We start from the raw sequence: 25,798 nt of genomic DNA, 5'->3' as shown, positions 1-25,798 counted from the left end.
ATTATGCCTTTTTGTAGCATTCTTCTAGTTTTTTATAAATAGTATCAAAATCAAGCTCTTGTTCTAAAATTTGAGCTAAAACTTCATTGTCTTCTTTGCCATTCCAAGTTTTTTTATAGCTACCATCTTTGTAACCATTGTTTTGTCTAAAAATATTTAAAACATTTTTACCTATGTAGGTCTTATAAAGAATTTCAAGATTTAGCCCACATTTAATAGCTAGAGTAAAATAGGTTGAAAGTAATTCTCCAAGATTAAATCCAAAACCACTGCATTTATGGATAATAAGCTCTATATCATTTAAAATGCCATAAATATCACCCTCATTAGGGTATTCTTCTTCTTTGCAAAAATCTTGAAACACGCTTACAGCATTAACTTCTGTGGCTATAGCTTTGAAATCTTTATTGTTTTTATCGCGATACTCTTCAAGTAAAAGACTTAAAATAAAATGCCAAATATCGACAATCTCTATACGCACATTTTCCCAATTTGTCGGATTTGAAATGTTTTTCCAATGTTTCCATGCAAAAGAGTCTATAAGTTCTGCACATTCCATATAAATACAGCGTCTCCAACTGATCAGTTTTCCTTCTTTGGTGTAGCCATTTTCCCAATTTAAGCCGTTTGTTTCATCGTTGAGTTTTTGTTGGAGTTTGAGCATATTTTCTAAAATTTCGATATTTGTCATTTAAAACTCCTTGATAATTTTTAATATTATATGATTTAAGCGTAAAGATTTAAACTATCATCTGTCTTATCTTGATTTTCCTTGGCTTTTTCTTGTTGTTTTTCAAGTTGTTTTTTCATTTGTTCTAAAACTTCATCAAGAAGTTTTTTGCTATCTTCAAGCATAGAAGTATTGATATCTTTATCATTTGTTTGATTTTGTTTTAGCAAATCACTGAGTTTATTTGTAAAATTATTCATAATAGCATTTTGATGGTTTTTATCATTTGGAGTTGGTAGAACATTTGCCATTTGCATAGCTGATTCGATAATTTCCTTTGGCTTTAACTCTCCAACTTTAGAATTTGCTAAAAAATCTTTGATCATAGGTTCAACTTCTTTCATAGCATTTTTAATCTCATCAAGATCATTTTGTGTGAGTTTAGAGCCTTCAAAAGTAAAGCTAAAACCATACTGACGCTTAAGATTAAGAGTTTTACCTTCTTCATTATTTGCATAACTTATGCTTTGATTGTCATACATAGATAAGGCTAAGTGTTTGCCACTTTTTGTTGTATAATCCATCGAAAAACTTTGGTTTTTGCTAGCATCAATTTGCATTTCTTCCCCTTATATTTATAGTTTAAATTAAAAATCGGTTATTTTTAAAAATATTTTAGTATAATTTTTATAATCATGGATGAAAGAATTTTAGAATTTATAAAAAATGAGCAACTTTTATCTTGGGCTGTGATTGATGAAAAAGGTGTTTATACAGCTAGTGCTTTTTATGCTTTTGATGAGAAGAATTTAGCTTTTATTATCGCTTCTCATGAAGATACTAAGCATATAAGATTAGCCAGTGAAAATTCAAGTATAGCACTTAATATAGCCAAAGAAAGTAAAATAGCCTTTTTAAAAGGTGTGCAAGCTAAGGCCGAGTTTAAAATGGCAAGTAAGGAGCAAATGAAAATTTATTTTTCTAAATTCCCCTTTGCTAAACTTGATAAAAGTGCAAAAATTTATGCCTTAGAGCTTTTTTGGCTTAAATTTACTAACAATGCTTTAGGACTTAGTAAAAAGCTTGAATTTTGTAAAAAATAAATTTTTATGATTTTGTTTAAAAAAATGAGTTATGATTATAGTTTATGTAAATTGTTAGGTATAGAAAATAAATGTTAAATGTAATTCACGCTTTATTTTTTAGAGAGTTAAAAACTAGATTTGGTGCCAATAGACATTTAGGTTATCTTTGGGTGGTTGGAGAGCCAATGTCAATAACACTTGCAATCACAGCAATTGTCACTATCATAAGAGAATATCATCATCAAGTTATGCCTGAGGGAATTTCTATTTTTATGTTTTTAATTTCAGGTATTATGCCTTATTTTATGTTTAGAAGTATAGTAACTCAACTTATGAATGGTACTCAGGCAAATTTGGCTCTTTTTGCTTATAAGCCTGTAAAGCCTATACATGTATTTATTGCTAGAACTTTGCTTGAGTTTTGTATTTATTTTGTGATTTTTATCACTGTACTTTTTTTTGTAGGATGGTTTTTTAGATTTGATGTATTCCCCGCTCATTTACTTGGGGTTTTATTTTGTATTTTTTTACTTATGTGTTCAGCTTTTGCTTTGGGGGTTTGTTTTGCTATTATTTGGCATTTTGTAGAGCCTTTAAGAACTTTATTAACTTATTTTAGCATAGTGTTTTATTGGACTTCAGGTGTTATACTTCCTACTTGGCTAACTCCTCGTCCTTTACTTGATATACTATATTATAATCCCTTGCTTCATATTTTTGAACTTTTAAGATTTAATTTTTTTGAGAATTATCCTTTGCAGGATGAATATAGCTATTTTTATGCTATATTCTGGATTTTACTTGTTTTATTTATAGGACTTTTTGTTTATTACTATAACAGACAAGCTTTAACGGCGGCAAAAAAAGAATGATAAAGTTAATCAATCTAACTAAATCTTATCCTTTATTTAGCGGTGGGAGGCATTATGTTTTTAAAAATTTTACTTTCGAATTTCCTGAAAATTGTAGTATAGGATTGATGGGGGGTAATGGTGCAGGTAAGTCCACTCTTATGAGACTTTTAAGCGGGGCAGAGCTTCCTGATAGTGGTAAAATAATTACTAATAAAAAATTATCTTGGCCTTTGGGTTTAAACGGAGCTTTTCAAGGTTCTTTAACTGCTAGAGATAATGCTAAATTTGTAGCTAGAGTGTATGGATATAAGGGTAAAGAACTTCAAGAAAAAGTAAAATTCGTAGAAGATTTTGCAGAACTTGGGAAATTTTTTGATGAGCCTATGAAGACTTATTCTTCGGGAATGAGTGCTAGGATAGCTTTTGGACTTAGTATGGCCTTTGATTTTGATTATTATTTAATCGATGAAGCTGGAGCTGTTGGAGATCCTGCTTTTAGAGAAAAAAGCGTGAAATTATATAGGGAAAGATTAAGCAAATCAAAGGTGATTATGGTATCTCATAATGTAGCTGAAATTAAAGAATGGTGTGATAAAATAATTTATATGAAAAATGGACAAATTACGGTTTATGATGATGTAGATGAAGGAATAGCTGTATATCAAGGAAAAGCTTAATGGAAGAAAATAAAACTTTATTAGAAAAAATCAAAGATTTAAGTATATTTGATTCTTTTAAAATTGTTTGGTTTATAATGATTTTTGTTGTGATTTATTATACGTTGATTGCAGCGCCAAGATATGTAAGCACGATGATTTTAGATGTTAGATCAACAAGCGGAGAAAGTGCTCAAACAAGTGGAATTTTGTCTTTGCTTGGTAGTACTTCTACAGCAAGCGAAGATTTAAATTATCTAAAAGGTTATATAGAATCAAGTGATATGTTAAAAATTTTAGATGGGAAAATTAAACTTAAAAGTCTTTATCAAGAACAACATATAGATTTGCCTTTTAAAATTTGGGATTCAAGTTCGATAGAATCTTATCTTAAATATTACCAAGCAAGAGTTAAGGTGCATACGGATGAAACTACTAAGCTTTTGCAGGTAGAAGTAGAAGGTTTTACACCTAAATCAGCTCATTTGATTGCTCAAACTATTATGCAAGAAAGCGAAAAGTTTATCAACGAAATCTCTCATAAAGCAGCTAGAGAACAAATGGCTTTTGCTGAAAATGAGGTACAAAAATACAAAGAACGATATCAAAAAGCACAAAATGATTTAATTGCTTTTCAAAATAAGTATGGAGTTTTTGACCCTTTAAAGCAAGCTGAAGCTAAAGCGAGTTTGGTTGCGCAAATTGAGGCTAATTTAGCTCAAAAAGAAGCTAAACTTTTAACTTTACAAAGTTATATGAATGATGCAGCACCTGAAGTAGTAGCACTTAAAGCAGAAATTGAAGCGATTAAAAAACAGCTTTTAAGGGAAAAATCTAAAATTTCAGCTAACAATTCTTCTCAAAAGCTTAACGATTTGGCTGCTAAATTTCAGGATTTAACTATAGAAGCTACTTTTGCACAAAAAGCTTACGAAGCAGCTTTAAAAGCTTATGAAAGCGCTAGAATAGAAGCATTAAGAAAAATAAAACAACTTGTCATCATCCAAAGTCCAGATATTCCAGAAAGCGCAAAATATCCTGAAAGAATTTATGATATTTTAACAGCATTTATTGTATTATGTTTGATTTTTGGGATTGTTAAATTTATTAAAATGATAATAGAGGAGCATAAGTATTAAAATGAAAAAAATATTAATTTTATTTTTTAGTTGTATTTTATGTTTTGGAGCCGTGGATGTTTCACAAATCATTTCAGCAGAGGATCAAGGTTCTACTACAACTAGCATAGATCAAAATTTAAGCTCAAATTATGATATAGCAAATAAAGAAAATAATCTTACAAAAATTCATCAAATTTTAGTATTTGGTGCTCATCTTTTTAATGGAAATTTTAAAAATTACAATCAAAGAGTTTATAACCCAGATTATAAGATCGCAGTCGGTGATCAAATCAGTCTTAAAATTTGGGGAGCTGTTGAGTTTTCACAAGTTTTAGTGGTGGATTCTCAAGGAAATATTTTTATCCCTAAAGTAGGAGCTGTAAATTTACTAGGTGTGAAAAATAGCGCCCTTGTAAGTGTTATAAAAGCGCGTGTTAATAAAATCTATAAAAGCAATGTTTTTGTTTATGCAGATATGAATGCTTATCAAAATGTCAGTGTTTTTGTAACAGGAAGCGTTAATGCTCCAGGACTTTATCAAGGACTTAGCTCGGATTCAGTAATACAGTATCTTGATAAAGCAGGGGGTATAAATTTAGAATATGGAAGTTTTAGAGATATTCAAATTTTGCGCAATAACAGCGTGATAAAAAATATCGATTTGTATGATTTTTTGCTAAAAGGGCAAATGGATCTTTTTCCTTTTAGAAGCGGAGATGTTATTTTAGTAGGAAATGTTCAAAATTACGCTTTTGTTAACGGTGATGTGCAAAGACCTTTTCGTTTTGAACTTTCAAATGATATTAAAACTTTAGCTGACTTAGCTAGAGTATCAGGTGCTAAACCTATCGTAACTAATGCTATCGTAAAAAGTTATGGTGAAGATCATAAACTTGATGTCAGTGCTTATAATAAAATGCAATTTTCAAAAGTTTTACTTAGAACGGGAGATGAGGTAGAATTTCACCCTGAGTATGTTTCTGAAAATATAACTATAAGTGTAAATGGCGAGCATAATGGTTTAAAAACTTTAGTTGTGGATAAAGGAACGACTTTAGAAGATATTTCTAAACTAATCAAGGCTAATCCGCAATCAAATATGCAAGCTTTGCAAGTATTTAGAAAAAGTGTAGCTAGAACTCAAAAAGAACTTATCAATGCTCAACTTAAAGAGCTTGAAACTCTAGCTTTAACTAGCAGTTCTGTTACAGCTCAAGGCGCGGCTATAAGAGCTCAACAAGCAAAAACGATTTTAGAATTTATTCAAAGAGCTAAGCAAGTAGAGCCTAAGGGCCAAATTGTCATCGATAATCCAAAGTCTTATAATTCGGTTATTTTAGAAAATGGTGATACTATTAATGTACCAAGTAAGAATAATCTTGTCATAGTTCAGGGCGAGGTTTCTTTACCTGGAGCTTTTGTGTATGATAAAGGAAAAGATTTAAGATATTATATCAATCTTGCAGGAGGTTATGGAGAAAGAGCGGATACTTCAAAAGTTTTAGTGATACGAAGCAATGGAAAAGCTGAAAAATATCATAGTGGTATAGATATGAAACCAGGTGATTCTGTGTTGGTATTGCCAAAAGTAGATAGTGAGAATTTGCAAATTTTTTCAATGTTAACTCAAATTCTTTATCAAATTGCTATTGCAACCAATGTTGTGCTTAATCTTTAAGGTTTAAAATGAATACTCTTGAAATAGCCAAAGAAGTCTTTGAAAAAGAAGCGCAAGCTATTTTAGATTTAGCTAAAAATTTAGATGAAAATTTCAATCAAGCTGTAAATTTGATGCTAAATACCAAAGGGCGTTGCATAGTCAGTGGAATGGGTAAATCAGGCCATATAGGTGCTAAGATAGCAGCTACTCTAGCAAGCACAGGAACACCAAGCTTTTTTATCCATCCAGGAGAGGCTTTGCATGGAGATCTTGGAATGTTAACTCCTGAAGATGTTTTAATCGCTATTTCAAATTCAGGAGAAACTGAAGAAATTTTAAAAATCATTCCTGCTATAAAAAAGCGCAAAATTCCACTTATAGTAATGTGTGGTAAAAAAAATTCCACCCTTGTAAAGCAAGGCGATATATTTTTAAATATAGCTGTGGAAAAGGAAGCTTGTCCTTTGCAGCTTGCTCCTATGTCTTCGACAACGGCAACTTTGGTTATGGGGGATGCTTTAGCTGCTGCTTTGATGAAGGTAAGAAATTTCAAGCCTGATGATTTTGCCCTTTTTCATCCAGGGGGGAGTTTGGGGCGTAAGCTTTTAACCAAGGTAAAAGATCTTATGGTTTCAAGTAATCTTCCTATAGTGCATCCTGATACTGAATTTAACGATCTTGTTGATGTGGTGACTAGTGGAAAACTAGGGCTTTGCGTAGTACTTGAAAATGAAAAATTGGTTGGTATCATCACTGATGGGGATTTGCGTCGTGCTTTAAAAGCAAGTGATAAACCAAGGTTTGATTTTAAGGCTAAAGAAATCATGAGTACAAATCCTAAAGTAGTTGATGCTGATGCTATGGCAAGTGAAGCAGAGGAGATCATGTTAAAACATAAAATCAAAGAAATTGTTGTATCTAGGGAAAATAAGATTGTAGGTATTATTCAACTTTATGCGATAGGAAATGTGTGAGTAAATATAGTGTTATTGTTCCTGTAGATTTGGATCTTAGACCTTTTGATATACTGAAAAAAGTTAAGAGTATTTTAAAAAGATCTAGCGATAAAGTTGAGATTGTTTTTGGGCATAATGACCGTGGAAGTTTATATGATAAATATCTTAGAAAAATTTGCGCAAAGAAAAGTAATGTAAAATTAGTTTCAGGTAGATTTTATACAAGATTAATTTGTCAGAGCTTACTCAGAAATAGAGCAGTTGAACAGTGTTCTAGCGATTTTATTTATCTTATGGATGTGGATTACTTATTTGATGAAGCATTAAGTGATGGGTGTATTAATGATATAAAAAATGGTAAAAATCCTTTTATAATTTTGCCTTGTTTATATCTTTCAAGGAAAGGTTCAAGGAAGGTTTTTAAATTTAGCAGAGAAGAAATGTTTGAGAAGTATATTTCTTTTAGAAAGGATTTGTTTATTGCTCTTGCAAGTCCTAGCGGTGGAAGTATTTTTATGAAAAAAGAAGATTATTTTGCTGTGGGTGGTTTTGATGAAGATTTTATAGGGCGTGGCGGCGAAGATTTTGAATTCATGATTAAACTTGCACTTTATAAAAATGTAATTAAACCAACTAAGGATTTAATGGTTAATAAATTTTATAAAGCCCCGCTTTTAAGCGAAGGTTTTAGAAAATATCTTACTTTTAATGGTTTGCCTTATTTTTTTGAAAAAAAAGTTGCTTTTCATATTTATCATGGAAGAAATAGACTGCGTGGATATTTTAGGCAGTATGATAAAAATTCAAATCTTTTGCAAGAAAAAATTAAACTTGCTTCTAACTTAGAAGATAATGGAGCAAGTCTGATAGAATTTTATGAACAACTTTGTAAAAAATATAATGTAAGTATAGATAAATATGCTGTTTTACTTGACGCTTATAAACCAAAACTTTTTAGCTTTGAGCGATTTATGTTGTTTTTGAGAAGATTGTAATGATAAGAATTTCTATTCTAATTCCTAGTTTTAATTCAATTTTTTACATAAAAGAATGTCTTGAAAGTGTTATAAATCAAAGCTTAAAGGAGATAGAAATTTTATGTATTGATGCTTATTCTCATGATGGAACTTTGGAAGTATTGCAAGAATATGCTTTAAAGGATAAAAGGATTAAAATTATATTGTCTGATAAAAAAAGTTTAGGTTATCAGATTAATCTCGGTTTAGAGCAGGCTCAAGGTAAATATTTTACTATAGTTGAAAGTGATGATTATGCACATTTGTTGATGTGTGAAAAGCTTTGGGTATTATCTCAAAGTTATGATTGTGATATGATTAAAGCTGATATTATAGGTTTTTGTGATAAAAAGAGAGTAAAAAAATTCCAAAATGAAGCCATTTGTTATGATAAAAATTTATATGGGAAAACCTTGTATTTCGATGATAAAATAGAAATTCTTAAAAATTCTTGGAACATGAATCAAAGTGGTATTTATAAAATGGATTTTATAAGAAAATTTAACATTAGAGCTAATGAAACTTTAGGAGCTTCTTATCAAGATTTGGGACTTTGGTTTTTAATGGTAGTTTTTGCAAAAAATATTTATTTTCATAATGAGGGTTTGTATTTTTATAGGCAAGATAATCCAAATGCTTCGATGCAAAGTAAAGATAAAGTGTATTATGTTTGTGATGAGTATAAATTTATAGAAAATTTTTTAGAATTACATCTTGGAAAAAATCAATATTTTAAAGATGTGTTTCTTTATAGAAAATTTAAAAGTTATTGGTGGAATATTAGACGTATTGATACAAAATATAAACTAGAATTTTTTGAGTATTTTGCTAAGGATTTTAAAAATGAACTATCTTGTTTAAATAGTCAATTTTTTACTCAAGGCGAACTTAAGGAACTTCAAAAAATTATAGAAAATCCTAAAAAATTTTATGATTTTTATAGAAGCCCTTTTTTTAAAATTATTAAATTTCTAGCTCGTACTAAAAATACTTTTAAAAGGTATTTGAATTATGCAAAATAAAAAAGTTGGTATTGTAATTCCTATTTATAATGTAGAAAAATATTTAGATGAGTGTATACAAAGCGTTATTAATCAAACTTACACCAATTTAAGTATAGTTTTGGTTAATGATGGTAGCAATGATAATTCTTTAAGTATAGCAAAAAAATACGCCTTGCAAGATGAGAGAATTATTATAATTGATAAGAAAAATGGTGGTTTATCGAGTGCTAGAAACACAGGGATAGAATTTTTTGCCGATCAATATACATTACAGTTTGAAAAAGAAGAGCAAGAATTGTTAAAATTTCAAATTATTAATGAAAATTATTTGGATATTTGTGGTATTTATAGAAAAAATACTATATTAGATAAAAATTTTGAAATTTTGCAAATTGACTATATTATTTTTTTAGATAGTGATGATTTTTGGAAATCTAATTGTATTGAGGAATGTGTTAAAAGAATTAATAATGTGGATATAGTTTGGTTTGGACATGATTCATTAATTGAGATTCCTTTAAAGAAAAAGACTAAAAATCAAATGCAATTTTTTGATTATAATCAAGAGCAAATTATAACTTCTTTAGATTGGTTAAAACAAGTGAATTCTGAGCATAAACCTTTATTTTGGTTTGCTTGGCAAGGAATGATAAATTTTAGTTTTTTAATGAAAATCAGATTAAAATTTATAAATGGCATTATCCATGAAGATAATCATTTTGGAATTTTACTTTTTTCTATGGCAAAATATATATATGTTTATCCAGAAACACTTTATGTTTATCGTGTGAGATCAGGAAGTATTATGACGCAAAATGAGCGAACAAAAGTAGCTGGTAATTCTTATTTGTATCCTTTATATTTAAAAGCTAATAAAAATTATGAGCTTTTCAAAAGATATCAAGCGGCGTTAAGTTGTGTTTTAAGTTGTGTAAAAGTAGCTGAATTTATAGAAGAAAATAAAGCAGAAAATCTTATTTTAATAGAAACGAAAAAAGTTTTTATACCTATGTTACTAGATAGAGCTGTTGTAATTTTGTTTTTAGAAAAAGATCCTTTAAATTTATTAGCTTATTTAAATTCTTTAGAGCCTTATTTTAAAGAATTTAAACTTAGCGGAGCAGAATCTTTTAAATATGAGTTAAGTTACCGTTTAGGATATCTTTTTTTAAATAATTATAGGAATTTTAAAGGTTTATTAACTCTTATTCCTAAAATGAAAAAAGAAATTCAAGATTATTATCTAGAAAAACAAAATTTCAAAAATAATATAAAATATTTTCCTTTTGTTGAGTTTGTGTCGGAGTTAGATGAGAATCCAAGTTTAAAAAGAATTAAGAATCACTATTCATATAAAGTTGGAAAAATATTTGTATGGATTCTAAAGTGTTTTGACGTGAAATGATTGGTTTTTATGTCATTATGCATTCTGATAAAATTAAAAATTTATTAAAGTATGTTATTTTTATTAATTGAAAATAAAGAGTTTTATATTATAATACCAGATTTGATTGAAAATTTTTAGAAAAGGAGGTGTGTAAAATTATGAAAAATATATTAATTACTGGTGGAACAGGATTTTTAGGTTCAAATTTATGCAAAAGATTGCTTGGTGAAGGCAATAAAATTATTTGTGTAGATAATAATTATACAGGTAAAATGAAAAACATCAAAGAACTTTTAGAAAATGAAAATTTTACTTTTATAGAGCATGATATTTGTGAGCCATTAAAAATCACACAAAAACTCAATCAAATTTATAATTTTGCTTGTCCAGCTTCTCCGCCTGCTTATCAAGGAAAACACGCCATAAAAACAACAAAAACAAGTGTATATGGTGCTATCAATATGCTTGAACTTGCAAAAGAGCATAATGCAACTATTTTGCAAGCTTCAACTTCAGAAGTTTATGGAGATCCACTCATTCATCCACAAAATGAAGAATATAGAGGCAATGTAAATCCTATAGGAATTCGCGCTTGTTATGATGAAGGAAAAAGATGTGCTGAAAGTTTGTTTTTTGACTATCATAGACATGAAGGCGTGGATATTAAAATAATAAGAATTTTTAACACCTATGGAGAAAATATGGATCCAAATGATGGCAGAGTTGTAAGTAATTTTATATGTCAAGCTTTAAGTGGAAAAGATATCACAATTTATGGAGATGGTTCGCAAACGCGTTCTTTTTGTTATGTGGATGATTTAATTGATATTATTATTAAAGTGATGAATTCTTCAAAAGATTTTCAAGGACCTATAAATACTGGCAATCCTGGTGAATTTACCATAAAAGAATTAGCACAAAAAATTATAGAAAAAACAGGTTCAAAATCAAAGATTATTTATAAAGATTTACCATTGGATGATCCAATTCAAAGAAGACCTGATATTTCTTTAGCTAAAGCTAAATTTAATTGGGAGCCAAAGATAAATTTAGATGAAGGTTTGGAAAAAACTATAAAGTATTTTAAAGAAAAAATTACAGAATTTAAAGGATAAAATTTATGAAAGTAGGAATCATAGGAACAGGTTATGTTGGACTTCCAACAGGTGTTGGACTAGCAGAACTTGGCAATGATGTTATTTGTATAGATAGAGAAAAATCAAAAATTGATGCCTTAAATAATGGAATTTTAACAATTTATGAGGATAATCTTGAAGAGCTTTTTCATAAAAATGTAAAAGAAGGTCGTTTAAAATTTACAACTTCTATGCAAGAAGGCATTAAAGATGCAGATTTAGTAATTATAGCAGTAGGAACTCCACCGCACCCAGTTACAAAAGAAGCAGATATGAAGTATATTCATGCGGCTGCAACTGAGCTAGCGGATTATTTAACAGGTTATACAGTAATTGCTACAAAATCTACTGTTCCTGTTGGTACAGGCGATGATATAGAAAGTTTAATTAGTAAGAAAAATCCAAATGCTGAATTTGATGTTCTTTCTTTACCTGAATTTTTAAGAGAAGGTTTTGCGGTATATGATTTTTTTAATCCAGATAGAATTATAGTAGGAACAAATTCACAAAGAGCAAAAGCAGTGATAGAAAAGCTTTATGAGCCTTTTCAAGGAAAAAGCGAATTGCTTTTTGTAAATCGCCGTTCTTCAGAAACTATTAAATACGCTTCTAATGCATTTTTAGCTATTAAAATTCACTATATTAATGAAATGGCAAATTTTTGTGAAAAAGCTGGAGCTGATATTTTAGAAGTTGCTAAAGGTATGGGTCTTGATACTAGGATAGGAAATCGTTTTTTAAATCCTGGACCTGGATATGGAGGTTCGTGTTTTCCAAAAGATACTTTAGCTATGGCTTTTATGGGTAAGCAAAATGATATCGATTTAACTTTAATAAATGCAGCTATTAAGGGAAATGAAGAGCGCAAAAACCATATGTGTGAAAGAATTTTAAATAGCGTTAAGGATATTAAAAATCCAAAAATAGCCGTACTTGGACTTGCTTTTAAAGATGGTACTGATGACTGTAGAGAAAGTCCTGCTGTAGATATTGTTTTTAAACTTTTGGAGCAAAAAGTTCAAATTTGTGCTTATGACCCAAAAGCTATGGATTTAGCTAAGCAAATTTTAGGAGATAAGATTGATTATGCTAATTCTATGTATGAAGCTATAAAAGATGCTGATGTGATTGCTATACTAACAGAATGGAAAGAATTTTCAAGTCTTGATTTAAAAAAGGCTTGTGATTTATTAAGACATAAAAAAATTATTGATTTAAGAAATTTGATTGATAAAAATGAAGCTGTAAAACTAGGTTTTGAGTATCAAGGTATAGGTAGATGAAAAATATTTTAGTTGTAGGTGGTGCAGGATATATAGGCTCACATACCTTAAAACATTTATTAGATAATAATTACAATTGTATTGTCATGGATAATCTCATCTATGGACACAAACAAGCTATAGACAAAAGAGCTAAATTTATTCATGCAGATTTATTAGATACTTTTTCTTTAACTAGTGTTTTTAAAAAAGAAAAAATAGATGCCCTAGTGCATTTTGCAGCTTTTGCTTATGTTGGAGAAAGTGTTGTAAATCCTGCAAAATACTATCAAAATAATGTAGTAGGAACTATAAATCTTTTAAATGCAATGCTTGAAAATAATGTTAAGGATATAGTATTTTCAAGCACTTGTGCAACCTATGGAGAGCCACAATATACTCCAATTGATGAAAAACACCCTCAAAATCCTATTAACGCTTATGGAAGAACTAAACTTATGATAGAACAAGTTTTTGCTGACTATGAAAAAGCTTATGGTTTAAGGCATATTTCTTTAAGATATTTTAATGCTGCAGGTGCAAGCAAGGATGGACTTATCGGTGAAAGTCACGAACCTGAAACTCATTTAATTCCTTTAGTTTTAAAAGCTATAAAAGGAGAAATTCCTGCTATAAATATTTTTGGAAACGATTATGATACTAAAGATGGAACTTGTATAAGAGATTATATTCACGTAGAAGATTTAGCTTTAGCTCATCGTTTAGCTTTGGAAAATTTACATAAATTTAGTGGTTGTATAAATCTTGGTACGGGAATAGGTACAAGTGTAAAAGAAATTATCAGTGCAGCTGAAGTTGTAAGTGGCAAAAAGTGCCCTATAAATTATGCACCAAGAAGAGAAGGGGATCCTGCAAGATTATACGCAGATAATAAAAAAGCAAAAGAAATCTTATCTTGGGAAGCAAAATACACTGATATTAAAGATATTATTAAAAGTGCTTGGGATTGGGAAAATAATAGAAAGTATTAAAATGAAAAAAGTAAAAAATTTAATTGTAGGTTGTGGGCTTAGCGGGGCGATTTTAGCTGAGCGTTTAGCTAGTAAAGGACAAGAGGTTTTAATCATAGATAAAAGAGAGCATATTGGCGGAAATATTTATGATTATAAAGATAAAGAAAGTAATGTAACCGTGCATAAATATGGACCCCATGTTTTTCACACTAGTATAAAAGAAGTTTGGGAGTATCTAAGTCGTTTTACAAAATGGCATTATTTTATGTATAGAGTAAAAGCTTTTATAGATGGTAAAGAAGTAAATATCCCATTTAATCTTGATACTTTACATAAAGTTTTTCCAGAATATTTAGCCAAAGAACTTGAGCAAAAATTAGTAAGTAAATTTGCTTTTAATTCCAAAATTCCTATTTTAGAATTAAAAAATGCAAATGATAAAGATTTAGAATTTTTAGCTGAGTACATTTATAAAAAAGTTTTTTTGGGATACACCGTTAAACAATGGGGTGTAAAGCCTGAAGAGCTTGATTTTTCAGTAAGTGCAAGAGTTCCTATATACATAAGTCGTGATGATAGATATTTTGTAGATACTTATCAAGCTATACCAAAAGATGGTTATACAAAAATGATTGAAAATATAATCAATCATCCTTTGATAAAAGTACAATTAAATACTGATTTTAAAGACATAAAAAAAGATATAGAATATGAAAGATTATTTTACACAGGAGCGATCGATGAATTTTTTGATTATAAATTTGGTAAATTGCCTTACAGGAGTTTAAATATAGTATTTGAAACTTTTGATAAAGAGTATATGCAATCAGGCCCTCAGATAAACTACCCTGAAAATTACGATTTTACAAGAAGTGTTGAATATAAATATTATCTTGATGAAAAATCTAATAAAACCATACTTTCTTATGAATTTCCTTGTGAGTATGAAGATGGGAAAAATGAAAGATATTATCCTATACCTAATGATGAAAATCAAAAGCTATATGAAAAATATTTAAATGAAGCTGCTAAACTTACAAATGTGTATTTTTTAGGTAGGCTTGGGGATTATAAATATTATGATATGGATAAAACAGTTGATAGAGTGTTAAAACTTGACTTGGGATAAATTAAATAAAAAATTATATTATGGATATTATTTAGGATTCTTGATACTGATTGCACCTTATATCATTAGTATAGTATTAGATAAAAATTGGTGGTTTGAACATACTTTATATATTTATCTTGGCTTTATTGCAATATTAATTTCAGCTATTTTTGATACCGCAAGAATTTTTAAAATATTGTATTTAAAATTTTCAAATTCTAAGTTTGTTAAAGTTTTACTATGGTTTTTTGGTTTATTATTTACCTATATTATCTTTCAAATTGTTGCTGAAAGATTTGCAAGAGAGCATATTTATTATATTGTTGGATTTATACCAGATAATTTTATTTTATCCATAAGAGCTTTAAGTTTATTTTATTCTTTTTTCGTTATTGTAATTTTTATTATTCTCGTAATATATATGCTTTTTATTGTTTTTATAATGATAGATTATTCTAAAACTTTAAAAAATAAATTAGTTGAATATTTTAAATTTGTAAATCAATGGCATATAGTATTTTATATAATAATGGGAATTTTTTCTATCATTTGGGTTATAAGTTTAATGATGGGCAAACTAGCACAGATATTTATTTATATTCCTCACTTAATTTATTATTTAGATTATTATCCAAATAATACCCATATCAATGGAAAAATTTGCAGTAAGGTTGAAGGCGATTTTCATATTAAACTACTTGGAGATAATAAAGTTTCAGTCACTTTAAAAAACAAAGACCAAATTATATTTATTACCAAAGATTGTGATTAATCTTTGGTGATCTTGTGTGTTAATATCTTATTTCCTAAAATATATTTTTATTTATCATTTTAAAACAAACTGTGCTATCAATGTATCTGTTGCACCTAATGATGCTAAAGTTTGCTCATAAGCATTTTGTAAAATAGGATTATCTATAAAATTTCCCCAATGTTTGTGTCCTTGTGGCTTTCCTGTGCTTAACCAATGTAATGTGCTGGATAAAGGATATCTTTGGATACATTTTACAAATTCTACTTTTAAACCCACTTTTTCTCCAAGCTTTCTTAAAGTATGCAAATTATATAAAAACAAATGCCCGCTACAATAAGTAAACTCACTAAATGCTTTATTTTTATAGATGGTAAGTAGTGCATCATTTGCATTAGGAACTTCTATAATTATCTTTCCACTTTCTTTTAAACAAGTAGAAAGTTCTTTTAATATTGCAATAGGATCTTGCAAATGTTCTACTACATGAAAGGCTGTTATAATATCATATTTTACCCCCCCCCCTTTTTTTTTCTCTCTCTCCATAGATTCGCTAATACTTCTATATAAAGGGATATTGTGTTTTTTATAAATAGGTTCTACTTGTTCTTCTAATTCTATTCCTGTTACACTCTTGGCAAATTCTTTAGCTAAACTCAAAAATTGACAATGTCCGCTACCAAAATCCAAGATATCTTTTCCAATGATCGTTTCTTTTAAAAAATCCAATCTAAGTTGCGCCCTCAATCTCCACTCTCTTTCAAGAAATAATATTTGATTTTTTAAGCTATCACTATCTCTTTGTGTTAATTTAAAAAAATCAGCATTCAGCATATTATTTTGTTTATAAAAGTCTTCTCCTATATCTCTTGTATCTAAAAACACCAACCCACACTCATCACATTCTAATATCTCTATATTTGGATTATCTCTTACTTTTCCTTCTCTTTTATGATAATTGTTGCTACCGCATAGATAACATTTCATCTTTACTCCTTAAATTAAATAAACTAAAGCATTAATTTTGTTGTCCATAATATGCATTTTTTCCATGTTTTCTTAAGTAATGTCTATCCAAAATATCTTGAGATAATCGTTTAATATTTGGATTAAGTTTTAAAGTTATATAGTTCATCTTTGCAATCTCTTCTAAAACTACGGCATTATGCACACTGTCTAAAGCATCTTTTCCAAAAATAAAAGGCCCATGAGATCTTACTAATATTGCTGGTGTATGCATAATCTCTTGATCTTGAAGTGCTTTAACTATAACTTTTCCTGTATTTAATTCATAATCTTTTTGAATCTCTTTTTGCGTAAGATCCCTAGTTACTCTGATATTCTCATAAAAATAATCCGCTTGTGTTGTTCCAAAAGGAATAATTTCTTGTCCTGCTTGAGCAAAAGCACTAGCATAAACTGAATGAGTATGTGCTACACTTTTTAGCTCTTTAAAATTTCTATAAAGCTCCAAATGTGTCGGAGTATCTGATGAAGGCTTATAATTCCCCTCTATGATATTACCTTTTAAGTCTACAACCACCATATCTTGCGGTTTCATTGTATCATAAGGTATGCCACTAGGCTTTATTACAACTAAATTACTCTTAGGATCTATTTGGCTCACATTACCCCAAGTAAAAATTACAATTTTCTGAATAAAAAGCTCTATATTTGCCTTACATACTTTCTCTTTTAATTCTTCTAGCATTTTTTATCTCCCTTATAATCTAACAAAAAATCACTCAGTGCAAAAACATCTTTAAAATTGGCTATATGCTGTATATCTTTTAAGTCTTCTGCTGATTTAAACCCAAAACCATAAAGCACCGCTATAAAATCAATATTATTTTCTTTAGCACCTTTAGCATCGGCTATACTATCTCCAATCAATACGCTCTCTTCTTGTTTTGCATTTAAATAATTTAAACATTCCTTAACAATATCTGTTTTTGTTAATTCACCTTTTAAATCACTCCCCTTGGCAAAATCACAAAACTTTAAAATTCCAAATTTTTCTAAGATATTTATTGCATTTTCATGGCTTTTATTTGTGGCTATAGCTATTTTGAAATTTCGCTCCTTTAACCTTTGCAATGATTCTAAAACTCCATTATAATGTTTAGCTTCATAAAGATAATCTTTATAAAATTCTCTAAAGATATTTGCATTTTTTAGTGCTTCTTCTTGACTAAGCCCAAAATATTTTTCAAAACTTTCTTGCATAGGCGGACCTACAAATTTTTTAAGTTTTTCATCATTTGGCATATCATAATGTAACATTTCAATCGTTTTTCTAACTGCTTTAATTACTCCTATATTTGTATCAAGTAAAGTCCCATCAAGATCCCATAAAATATTTTTATATTTATGCATTATTTACCTTGAGTTTTAAAGCATTCTTCAAAAATGCTTGGAGTTATAAAATTTAAATCAATTTCTTTATTTAAACTATTTAATCTATTTTTAATTTTTTGATTATTTTCCAAAGCATTTTGATAACTAGCATTAGTGTTAAGTGCAAAATCAAAATAGCATTCTTCCAAAAATCCATCAAACCCAGCAATGCTAACTTTTCTAATGCCAATATTTATCAATAACTTTAACAACATAATAGTACAATTATCATATAAAACCCCATTTAAAAATGCCAATTTATAATAGTCAAAAACCAATTGCTTATATCCTACTTCATCTTTAATATTAGAAGTAATAATATATTTTCCTTCTTTTAGTTCTTTCTTGAAAAAAGAAAATCTTTTATTGTTGCTGAAAAATGCAAATTTGCATTTAAAACCATCGGTGTAGAAATTTAAAGAAATTACAATAGGCTTATACTTTTCTATATAATCTACAATAACCTGTTTATCATTTTCAAGCGACTTTCCAGGAGCCAATAGCAAAATATTAGCATCTTGCAGTATTTTCTTTAAAATCTCACAACTTTGCCTATCATCAATATTTACATTTTGGAACTTTAAATACAATTCCTCAATATAATTTTTATCAAATGCAGTTTTTTTATGCGGTTCTATTTGAGATAAAATTTGATTAATTTGTTTAGAAGTTATTTTGCCTTTATTCAACAAAAACTCCGAATAATTTCTATGCAAATTATGCTTAGCACTTAAAGCATAAGCAATATTATAGCCCCATTCTTCAATTTTTTTTAGCTTAAGAATATGATCATCAATAGCATCTAAAAGATAATCCACATCATAATTACAAGCAAACTCTTTATTAAGATAACTCGCAAGTAACTCTATACATAAATTCCCTGGTATCCTCCCCATACCGAACAAAGAACCATCACAAGTATGTCGCCTTTTTAAATCTGCCATATTTAAAAAATCTTGCGCTAATGCAAAAGAAGAATTTAAATTTTCATGTAAATGTAAACCTATTACAATGTCAGGATGTAAATTTTTAGCACATAAAGCATATATCCTTATTAGATCTTTTCTATCCATTGAACCAAAAGTATCCACTATAGAAAAAGCATAAGGTTTAATAATATTAACTTTTTGTATGAGTTCTAAAATCTCTTTATCAGAGTATCCCATAATATTAATAGGATTACAAAAAACCTTATATCCTTTTTGTTGCACTTTAGCAATATATTGCAAACCCTCATCAATATCATAATCATGAAAAGTTATTCTTAAGAATTCGATAGTTTTCCCATCATAATTTTCTAGCTTATTAATATCATAGAGGTTATGCAAAATCATAGCTACAAACTGAGAATTTCTTTTGTGTTTTGGTAAAATGTTTGCAATCTCTTTGCAATTATTAAACAGAGTTTTATTTACATCATAATCACAATCTCTCAAAAAACCCACTTCAATCAAGTCAATATTAGCTTCAATTAATTTTCCAATAATATCTTGAATGACATTTAAACCAAATTTCCAATCATTTATATAGCCACCATCTCTCAAAGTACAATCTAAAATTTGCATATTATTCATAAAATCTCCTTAATATTATTAAGCTCATTATTTTTAAATTTTGTTTTTATAATTTCAATAACTTTTTCTAAATCCTTTGGAGTATCAATGGATAAAGACTTAATATAAGATGCTTTTATAGCTTTAAAAACTTTGCCATAATCATTAAATCTTAAAGTATCTATACCTTCTATCGATTCTCTAATTCCCGGTTTTGTATTATTATATAAATCGAGCATTTTTTTGTTATAACCAATAACTCCAATATGTTTGTAGTAATTAAATTTTAAGCTTTTATAAGGAAATGGTATGGGTGAGCGTGACATATATAAAACATTACCATTCTTATCAAATACAACCTTAATATTGCTAGGTTCCATAACTTCAACTGGATTATCCATTTTAACAACCAAATTCGATCCAAATTCAATATCTTGTGGAATTTCATTAGGAATTACCAAATCAATCAAGCAAGCTTCAATCACAGGTTTATCACCATTAATTTGTATATAATAAGTGGCTTCTTCTTTATTGGAAACTTCATAAAGTCTATTAGCTGCTGTTTGATGAGTGGTCTTCGTCATCATCCAAGGTATATCAAATTCATCACAAACCCTAGATATTCTCTCATCATCTGTAGCAACTATTAAGTTGGTAAGTTTTTTAGCTCTTTTAGCTTGTTGATAAACCCACCAAATCATAGGTTTGCCTAAAATATCGACTAAAGGTTTGCCTGGAAATCTTGTTGAACCATATCTTGCTGGAATTACACCTAATATTTTCATTAGGCAACCTTTGATGCTAAAAAGCCATAAGAGTGAGCTAGGTATTGCATTAAGCATTTATTGATCCCCCCCCCCCATAAGCCTATCTTCATCTAGCCAAGCTAATGCTGCTAAATAGTCATATTTCGTATCTATATCTATGGAAGCTTTCTGATTTACTTCAAATCTGTAAGCTTTGGGTCCATAATTATAATGCCATTTTTTCACAGATTCTATTGGGGCAAATAAAATTCCATTTGTGAAAAAATCCAAAGCTGGCAAATATTCAGAATTTTGATGTTTAAGTCCCATTTGAAAATTTATTGGTCCATTCTCATCTAATAGATAATGTTTAAACTTATAAATTGTAATCAAAGAATCATATTCATTTTGTATTATTTCAATATATTTTTCTTTTGTTTGCTTCATAAGATTTTCATCTAAAAAAGGTGAGGTAACACAAGTATATGCCAAATGTCCTTCTTTGATAAGTTCTGTTAAATAAATTAAAAATTCTCCAAAAGGCCTACTTTCATCTGCAAACTCAATAGGTCTTTTTATAGCTTCAACCCCCATATCTCTTGCCATTTGTAGCATTTCATCGCTGTCTGAGCTTACAATAATCCTATCAGCTATATTTGAAGTTTTTACTTGTCTAATTTTTCTTGTAAGCAAATTTTCATTACCAAAAGGTCTTATATTTTTATTTGGCAATCTTGAACTATTGGCTTTCACCGGAATAACTGCTGTAAATTTCATTTCTATCCTTTCTTAAATTTAACTTTTATTTTTTATCTTAATTTCATCTTCCACTTGTTTGAAAACTACACTTTTCAAACATTATCTGTTTTACAATACTTCTTAAAGTACCAAAAAACAATTCTTTGCTTTTATTTAAGATGCAATTTGTGGTATTAGTGTCTTTATTGAAACTATTGTTTAAAGCTTTTAATACACTCACTCTTCTCTCCTTTTTAAAAACTCTTTCTTCATTTTCTTACTTTCAAAATAAAACTTTATATATCCACCTTTATACCAATATTTATCAGCTTGTATCAAAGCTTCCCCTAATTTATAAGTAAAACATTCTTTTTCCTTTAAAGCTTCTTTATAATCTGGATAAGATTCTAAAGGTGGTAAAATAAGTTCTGGATGTTTTTTAATATTTTCTTCATACTTTTTTTGTTCAAGTTTGTGTTTATCTCTTATATAAGATAAAACGAAAGGCATTCTTATATAACCTAGCAAAGACTTTGAATTTTCTATCAAGGTACTTCCAAGTTTATAGGCTAAATGGTTTTGAATTCTTTCTTTGGCTGTTTTGAAATGAAGTTTAAATTCTATGTTTTTAATCTTATTGTCTAAGTTTTGAATGATTTGTTCTTTGCTTTGTAAAGAATGTTGTAAAGTAGAATTTAAAGTGTTGTTTGTATTAATATTTTCTAATGCCTTGTTTAAACTTATATTGTTGTGTAAAGCTAGAGTACTGATTTGTTTTTCTAATTCATTATATAAAGCTACATTTTCTATAGAAAGTTTAATCCCTAGTTTTTGCTCTAGTTCGTATTGTTTAGCTACTAATTCTACAGGTGGAACATCAAGACGATGCATTTTAAGGTTTTTAATCTTTAATTTACCTGCTATGCTTAATTCTTCTAATACTTCAGCTGCAAGATTATAAATATGTTCTGATGGGATGTGGTAATCCCAAATAAAAGGAGATTTTCTATTTGTTTGTTTCATTAAATTTTTATTAAATAATTTTTGAAAATCATTTTGTATTAATGCTTGCGAATAATGAATCCAAGTCAAAGAGATATCACCATAAAATACAACACCTGGTTTTTTATGAAAGTTAAAAGGCACTAAAGCAGTAGTTCCGCTATCGCTTATAGCAATATCACAATCATTACAATAGCAAATCTTAGTTCTATAATCATATCCTGCTAAAGATTTAAAAACAATGAGTTTTTCTTTAGATTTTATTTCACTTAATTTTTCTAAGGCATTAATGTGATTATCATAAGTATTATCTTGACTTTGAAATTCTAGCTCCTTTAATTCATCAAAGTCTAGGATAGAAGTATTAGAATTTGGTATATACTCTCTTTCATGATAATCTTTAGAATTAATACTGTAAATATTATTATAAGAATTTGTATTTATAGAGATATTGTTATATTTTTTTTGTAAAAGTTCTTTTGTGGCATTTACAACTTTATTAAAAAGAATTTTATTTTCAGGAAAATCTTGTCTTTCTCCATCATAAGCTGTCATACCATCTATATAAACTTTTATTTTTTTAAAATATTTATTAAGATGCTTTAATATATTTGCTGTTCCTTGTATTTGTTCTAACCAAGCTCTTCTTTCTCCAGGTAGTCCTAGCCAAATAGTTAAATCATATTCTTGTGTTAAATTATCTTTTTCTACGAGAGTATCATAATCTTCAAGAGATTCTTGGAGGACGAAATTAGATACATTCAAATTTAAAAAATGGTTTATAGGTAAAGGCATAACTGTTGGAAAAATAAAAACTCTGTTATTTGAGCTTTTCGAAATTTTGTTTTTTTTTTGAATAAAAAAAACATTTTTGATAGGGAATTTTTATATTTAAAAAATTAATTGAAATAACATAGCATAATAACATATAAAAGAAGTGAGTAGGTCTTGCATTGCTTAATAAAATTGCAAATTTTTTAGAAATATTATAATTGAATGCATATTCATTTACTAATTTCTGAATTGTATGCATAATATTATTATTGTATCCAGGATTATCTTCAAAAATAGAAAAAACTGCTTGTTGACAAATAACTAAATTTACGCTTCTAAAACACTGTGCAAATATCCAAGGATTTTTATTATTTCTATCTGTCATAAAAATAATATTGAGTACATTTTTGTCAAAATAATTATCAGTTGCCCTAGTAATCACATCATTATATATAGGATGTTTCAGCTCGAAATAATCTTCTTTTATTTTTTCATTCCAAAAATTGATTAATTCATTTACATTATTTTCTTTTTGCCATTTAGCGATATCAGCAACTTCACAATTATATTTTGTATAATCATAATCCTGTATAGAAAAATTATTTTTCCAATCTTTTAATTTTTCTATAAACTCTTGAATTTCTTTACTCATCTGTTTTCCTTCCACTCTCTATAAACACCAGCTACCCTAAATACAAAAGTAAAAGGATGTTTTATAAGCAAATTTCCAAGTTTGTAAGAAAGATAGTTTTGTATTTTTAAGGCTTCTTGATAATCACTATAGTGATTTAATGGTGAAGATTTCAAATTTGGATTTGAATTTAATATAAGTTTAAATATTAAAATTGATATTTTATGTTTTATATATATAAAGATTAAAGTAAAAGGTAGTAAAGGTAGTATAAGTATTTTTAACTTATTTTCTTTTATACTTAATATTTCTTTTCCTAATTTATAAGATAAATGTGTTTTTACCTTTTCTACTGCTCCTTGTGGAGTGAAATTTGTATGATTAAAGCTAGAAATATTTTGAGTGATATTTTTAAATAATATTTCTTCATAAAATGGTGTTTGTCTAGCATAGTGCCACCAAAGGTGAGCGTTTGGTAGATGTGGTGAATTCCAAGGTTTAAAAATATCATTATAATGAATAATATAAGGATTTTTTATCATTTTTAAAGCATCTTTTGTAAATGCCTTTGGAAGCAGTGTCTTAAAATTTGGATATCTTATAGGTAAATTCCAAGTAAAATTCCATCTTGCATCAAGAAAACTTATATCTCCCTCAAAGGCACTATTAATAACATCCTGATCAACTATAGGTGGATGCTCTAAATATTTTAAGGTATCTAAACATTTTTGAGTAAAGTTATTTTCAATACATTTTGAGATATTATAAACCAATACACCTGATTGAATATAATTGCTAATATCTTTAAAAGCTTGTTTTGAATTAATGAAATCAATATAATATTTATCAATATTATTTAAAACAATTAAAATAGCAGTAATTTCCTTGCAGGCTGCGATAGAAGTATTAAAATTATATGAATATAAGTCTTTTAAATCTTTTAAAACCAACATATCACAATCTAAATAAATAATTTTTTTATAGTTTTTAAAAATACTTGGGATAAAAAATCTATAATAGTTGGCTTCTTTAAAATGTGCAGCAACATGAAAATGAACTTGTTTTTTTGCATTATAAATATGAGGACTGATATTAATAAATCTTATAGAAATATTTATATCTTGAATAAAATTTTTTATTTTATCCATATTTTCTTTATTTAATGAGTTATATAATATGCAAATATCATAATTATAGTCTTTACTAGAATTTATTTTAATAGAATGTAAAATTACTGCTAAATAAGGTAAATAATTATCATCGCATGAAAAAATAATAGGAATATTATTATCTGTAAAAGCTGGAGTGATTTCTTGTTGTAATTCATAATTTTTTATATATATTACATTCAATTCTTTTAATAAATACTTTTTTATTTTTATATATGTAAAAAATATACCACATATCCATTCGCCAAGGTAACCAAATACCCTTTGCTCTACTGTATTATATTCACTTATATCAATTTGTTTTCTACATTCAAAAAGAACCCCAAATAAAAATATACAATATTCAAAGAACTCTTCTTTTGGCATAATAAACATATTGCAAAAATATGAATTACTATTGCTGTTGTAGTTTTTAGATGCACTAGAATATTTATTAAATTTTTCATTTATTATATTTAAACAAATATCATAGTCTTTAATTTTTAGAAAATCTCCAACATGCTTATAATGCAAATATGGATTTACATTTTGGGATTTAGAAATTACCCTATTGTAATTTAATATAGTATTTATAATATCTTTTTGATTTAAATATTTATTTTTATCAGAATTATTAACATAATCTAATTCTGGCGTATTAAATTCTTTGCTTATTGGCAAATTGAGTGATTCACTACAAAAATCAAAAATTCTCCTATAATGCATAAACCCTATATAATCAGGATTGCCTAATTTATCATAATTCTTCCAAGCCCAATAAATTCCCGTAAGTTCGCAAAAATATCTATTAAGATGAGAAATATTATCTCCTGTATCATCTCCTATCATATTTTCACACATCCATTCAAAATCCTCTTTAGACATTTCTCCATCTTTTGAAGCTTGTGTAGCTAAAGCTCTTCCTAAATGAATTGGGGTTAAAATATCATCTTTTAGTAAAACTGCTGGTTTATGATAGCCTACTAAAATTTTTACTTTTGGGGTTTTTGTTTCTTCTGTCATATTTTTATCTACCCTTCTTCCACTCTCTATAAACACCAGCTACCCTAAATACAAAAGTAAAAGGATGTTTTATAAGCAAATTTCCAAGTTTGTAAGAAAGATAGTTTTGTATTTTTAAGGCTTCTTGATAATCACTATAGTGA

General features: G+C 28.0%; 26 protein-coding genes. 14 read left to right on the top strand and 12 right to left on the bottom strand.

Features of this window, described 5'->3' with window-relative positions; genetic code table 11:
- Position 1: 1 nt before the first annotated feature.
- Both dut and ciaI read right to left on the bottom strand, forming a co-directional pair.
- On the bottom strand, positions 2–691 hold the full coding sequence (gene dut / locus SR62_RS07145; protein WP_002876056.1) for a dUTPase: 690 nt from the start codon (positions 689–691) through the stop codon (positions 2–4).
- Positions 692–726: 35 nt separating this feature from the next.
- Positions 727–1,290 (bottom strand): intracellular survival protein CiaI, encoded by a 564-nt coding sequence (gene ciaI, locus SR62_RS07140; RefSeq protein ID WP_002867263.1) that lies wholly within the window; start codon positions 1,288–1,290, stop codon positions 727–729.
- A gap of 75 nt (positions 1,291–1,365) precedes the next feature.
- On the opposite strand from ciaI, the gene SR62_RS07135 reads away from it, so the two are divergent.
- The 14 genes from SR62_RS07135 to SR62_RS09210 all read left to right on the top strand — a co-directional run bounded on the left by SR62_RS07135 (position 1,366) and on the right by SR62_RS09210 (position 15,664).
- Entirely contained in the window at positions 1,366–1,773 is a 408-nt protein-coding gene (locus SR62_RS07135) for a hypothetical protein (protein WP_002871865.1), read from the top strand.
- Positions 1,774–1,844: 71 nt separating this feature from the next.
- A complete protein-coding gene (locus SR62_RS07130) occupies positions 1,845–2,627 on the top strand; it encodes an ABC transporter permease (RefSeq protein ID WP_002893186.1) in 783 nt (260 codons plus the stop codon).
- On the top strand, positions 2,624–3,286 hold the full coding sequence (locus tag SR62_RS07125) for an ABC transporter ATP-binding protein (protein WP_002856664.1): 663 nt from the start codon (positions 2,624–2,626) through the stop codon (positions 3,284–3,286). Before SR62_RS07130 ends, SR62_RS07125 begins: the two co-directional genes overlap by 4 nt.
- Complete coding sequence (locus SR62_RS07120) at positions 3,286–4,404, top strand: capsule polysaccharide transporter (protein WP_002893183.1); 1,119 nt, start codon at positions 3,286–3,288, stop codon at positions 4,402–4,404. The genes SR62_RS07125 and SR62_RS07120 overlap by 1 nt, the downstream gene beginning before the upstream one ends.
- A 1-nt stretch (position 4,405) precedes the next feature.
- Positions 4,406–6,064 (top strand): polysaccharide biosynthesis/export family protein, encoded by a 1,659-nt coding sequence (locus tag SR62_RS07115; protein WP_002893181.1) that lies wholly within the window; start codon positions 4,406–4,408, stop codon positions 6,062–6,064.
- 8 nt (positions 6,065–6,072) lie between these two features.
- On the top strand, positions 6,073–7,020 hold the full coding sequence (locus SR62_RS07110) for an SIS domain-containing protein (protein WP_002893179.1): 948 nt from the start codon (positions 6,073–6,075) through the stop codon (positions 7,018–7,020).
- Entirely contained in the window at positions 7,017–7,997 is a 981-nt protein-coding gene (locus tag SR62_RS07105; RefSeq protein WP_002893177.1) for a galactosyltransferase-related protein, read from the top strand. The genes SR62_RS07110 and SR62_RS07105 overlap by 4 nt, the downstream gene beginning before the upstream one ends.
- Positions 7,997–9,040 carry a glycosyltransferase family 2 protein gene (locus tag SR62_RS07100; protein ID WP_002893176.1) on the top strand — a complete coding sequence of 348 codons (1,044 nt, stop codon included), beginning with the start codon at positions 7,997–7,999 and terminating at the stop codon, positions 9,038–9,040. Before SR62_RS07105 ends, SR62_RS07100 begins: the two co-directional genes overlap by 1 nt.
- Positions 9,030–10,427 carry a glycosyltransferase gene (locus SR62_RS07095; protein WP_002893174.1) on the top strand — a complete coding sequence of 466 codons (1,398 nt, stop codon included), beginning with the start codon at positions 9,030–9,032 and terminating at the stop codon, positions 10,425–10,427. The genes SR62_RS07100 and SR62_RS07095 overlap by 11 nt, the downstream gene beginning before the upstream one ends.
- A gap of 140 nt (positions 10,428–10,567) precedes the next feature.
- Positions 10,568–11,524: a UDP-glucuronic acid decarboxylase family protein gene (locus SR62_RS07090; protein WP_002893173.1), complete on the top strand. Its 957-nt coding sequence runs from the start codon at positions 10,568–10,570 to the stop codon at positions 11,522–11,524.
- Positions 11,525–11,529: 5 nt separating this feature from the next.
- Positions 11,530–12,828 (top strand): UDP-glucose dehydrogenase family protein, encoded by a 1,299-nt coding sequence (locus SR62_RS07085; RefSeq protein ID WP_002893171.1) that lies wholly within the window; start codon positions 11,530–11,532, stop codon positions 12,826–12,828.
- A complete protein-coding gene (gene galE, locus SR62_RS07080) occupies positions 12,825–13,799 on the top strand; it encodes a UDP-glucose 4-epimerase GalE (RefSeq protein WP_002893170.1) in 975 nt (324 codons plus the stop codon). Before SR62_RS07085 ends, galE begins: the two co-directional genes overlap by 4 nt.
- Before the next feature lies 1 nt (position 13,800).
- On the top strand, positions 13,801–14,910 hold the full coding sequence (gene glf / locus SR62_RS07075; RefSeq protein WP_032604043.1) for a UDP-galactopyranose mutase: 1,110 nt from the start codon (positions 13,801–13,803) through the stop codon (positions 14,908–14,910).
- 40 nt (positions 14,911–14,950) lie between these two features.
- Positions 14,951–15,664, top strand: a complete 714-nt coding sequence (locus SR62_RS09210; RefSeq protein ID WP_002893168.1) for a hypothetical protein — start codon at positions 14,951–14,953, stop codon at positions 15,662–15,664.
- Between the two features lie 54 nt (positions 15,665–15,718).
- Here SR62_RS09210 and SR62_RS07065 read toward each other — a convergent pair whose 3' ends face one another.
- Genes SR62_RS07065 through SR62_RS07025 form a run of 10 tightly spaced genes read right to left on the bottom strand, consistent with a single transcriptional unit; the run spans position 15,719 to position 25,691 of the window.
- Positions 15,719–16,630: a class I SAM-dependent methyltransferase gene (locus SR62_RS07065; RefSeq protein WP_079889280.1), complete on the bottom strand. Its 912-nt coding sequence runs from the start codon at positions 16,628–16,630 to the stop codon at positions 15,719–15,721.
- A 31-nt stretch (positions 16,631–16,661) separates the two neighbouring features.
- On the bottom strand, positions 16,662–17,354 hold the full coding sequence (araD, locus tag SR62_RS07060) for an L-ribulose-5-phosphate 4-epimerase AraD (RefSeq protein WP_002893165.1): 693 nt from the start codon (positions 17,352–17,354) through the stop codon (positions 16,662–16,664).
- On the bottom strand, positions 17,348–18,019 hold the full coding sequence (locus SR62_RS07055; protein WP_002893163.1) for an HAD family hydrolase: 672 nt from the start codon (positions 18,017–18,019) through the stop codon (positions 17,348–17,350). Before SR62_RS07055 ends, araD begins: the two co-directional genes overlap by 7 nt.
- Entirely contained in the window at positions 18,019–19,614 is a 1,596-nt protein-coding gene (locus SR62_RS07050; RefSeq protein WP_002893162.1) for an aldolase catalytic domain-containing protein, read from the bottom strand. Before SR62_RS07050 ends, SR62_RS07055 begins: the two co-directional genes overlap by 1 nt.
- On the bottom strand, positions 19,611–20,378 hold the full coding sequence (kdsB, locus tag SR62_RS07045) for a 3-deoxy-manno-octulosonate cytidylyltransferase (RefSeq protein ID WP_074484213.1): 768 nt from the start codon (positions 20,376–20,378) through the stop codon (positions 19,611–19,613). Before kdsB ends, SR62_RS07050 begins: the two co-directional genes overlap by 4 nt.
- Before the next feature lie 57 nt (positions 20,379–20,435).
- Positions 20,436–21,116: a cytidylyltransferase domain-containing protein gene (locus SR62_RS07040; RefSeq protein WP_074484214.1), complete on the bottom strand. Its 681-nt coding sequence runs from the start codon at positions 21,114–21,116 to the stop codon at positions 20,436–20,438.
- A 43-nt stretch (positions 21,117–21,159) separates the two neighbouring features.
- On the bottom strand, positions 21,160–21,318 hold the full coding sequence (locus SR62_RS09205) for a hypothetical protein (RefSeq protein ID WP_002893110.1): 159 nt from the start codon (positions 21,316–21,318) through the stop codon (positions 21,160–21,162).
- Positions 21,315–22,844, bottom strand: coding sequence for a hypothetical protein (locus SR62_RS09415; protein ID WP_261791852.1), 1,530 nt, complete (start codon positions 22,842–22,844; stop codon positions 21,315–21,317). Before SR62_RS09415 ends, SR62_RS09205 begins: the two co-directional genes overlap by 4 nt.
- A gap of 55 nt (positions 22,845–22,899) precedes the next feature.
- Complete coding sequence (locus SR62_RS07030) at positions 22,900–23,505, bottom strand: hypothetical protein (protein WP_147502326.1); 606 nt, start codon at positions 23,503–23,505, stop codon at positions 22,900–22,902.
- Positions 23,502–25,691, bottom strand: a complete 2,190-nt coding sequence (locus SR62_RS07025; RefSeq protein ID WP_147502325.1) for a DUF4422 domain-containing protein — start codon at positions 25,689–25,691, stop codon at positions 23,502–23,504. Before SR62_RS07025 ends, SR62_RS07030 begins: the two co-directional genes overlap by 4 nt.
- Positions 25,692–25,798: the final 107 nt, after the last annotated feature.

The sequence above is a fragment of the Campylobacter sp. 2014D-0258 genome (assembly GCF_008000495.1).
In the GTDB taxonomy this organism is placed as follows: Bacteria; Campylobacterota; Campylobacteria; order Campylobacterales; family Campylobacteraceae; genus Campylobacter_D; species Campylobacter_D jejuni.
This window is presented reverse-complemented; position numbering and strand designations above follow the sequence as displayed.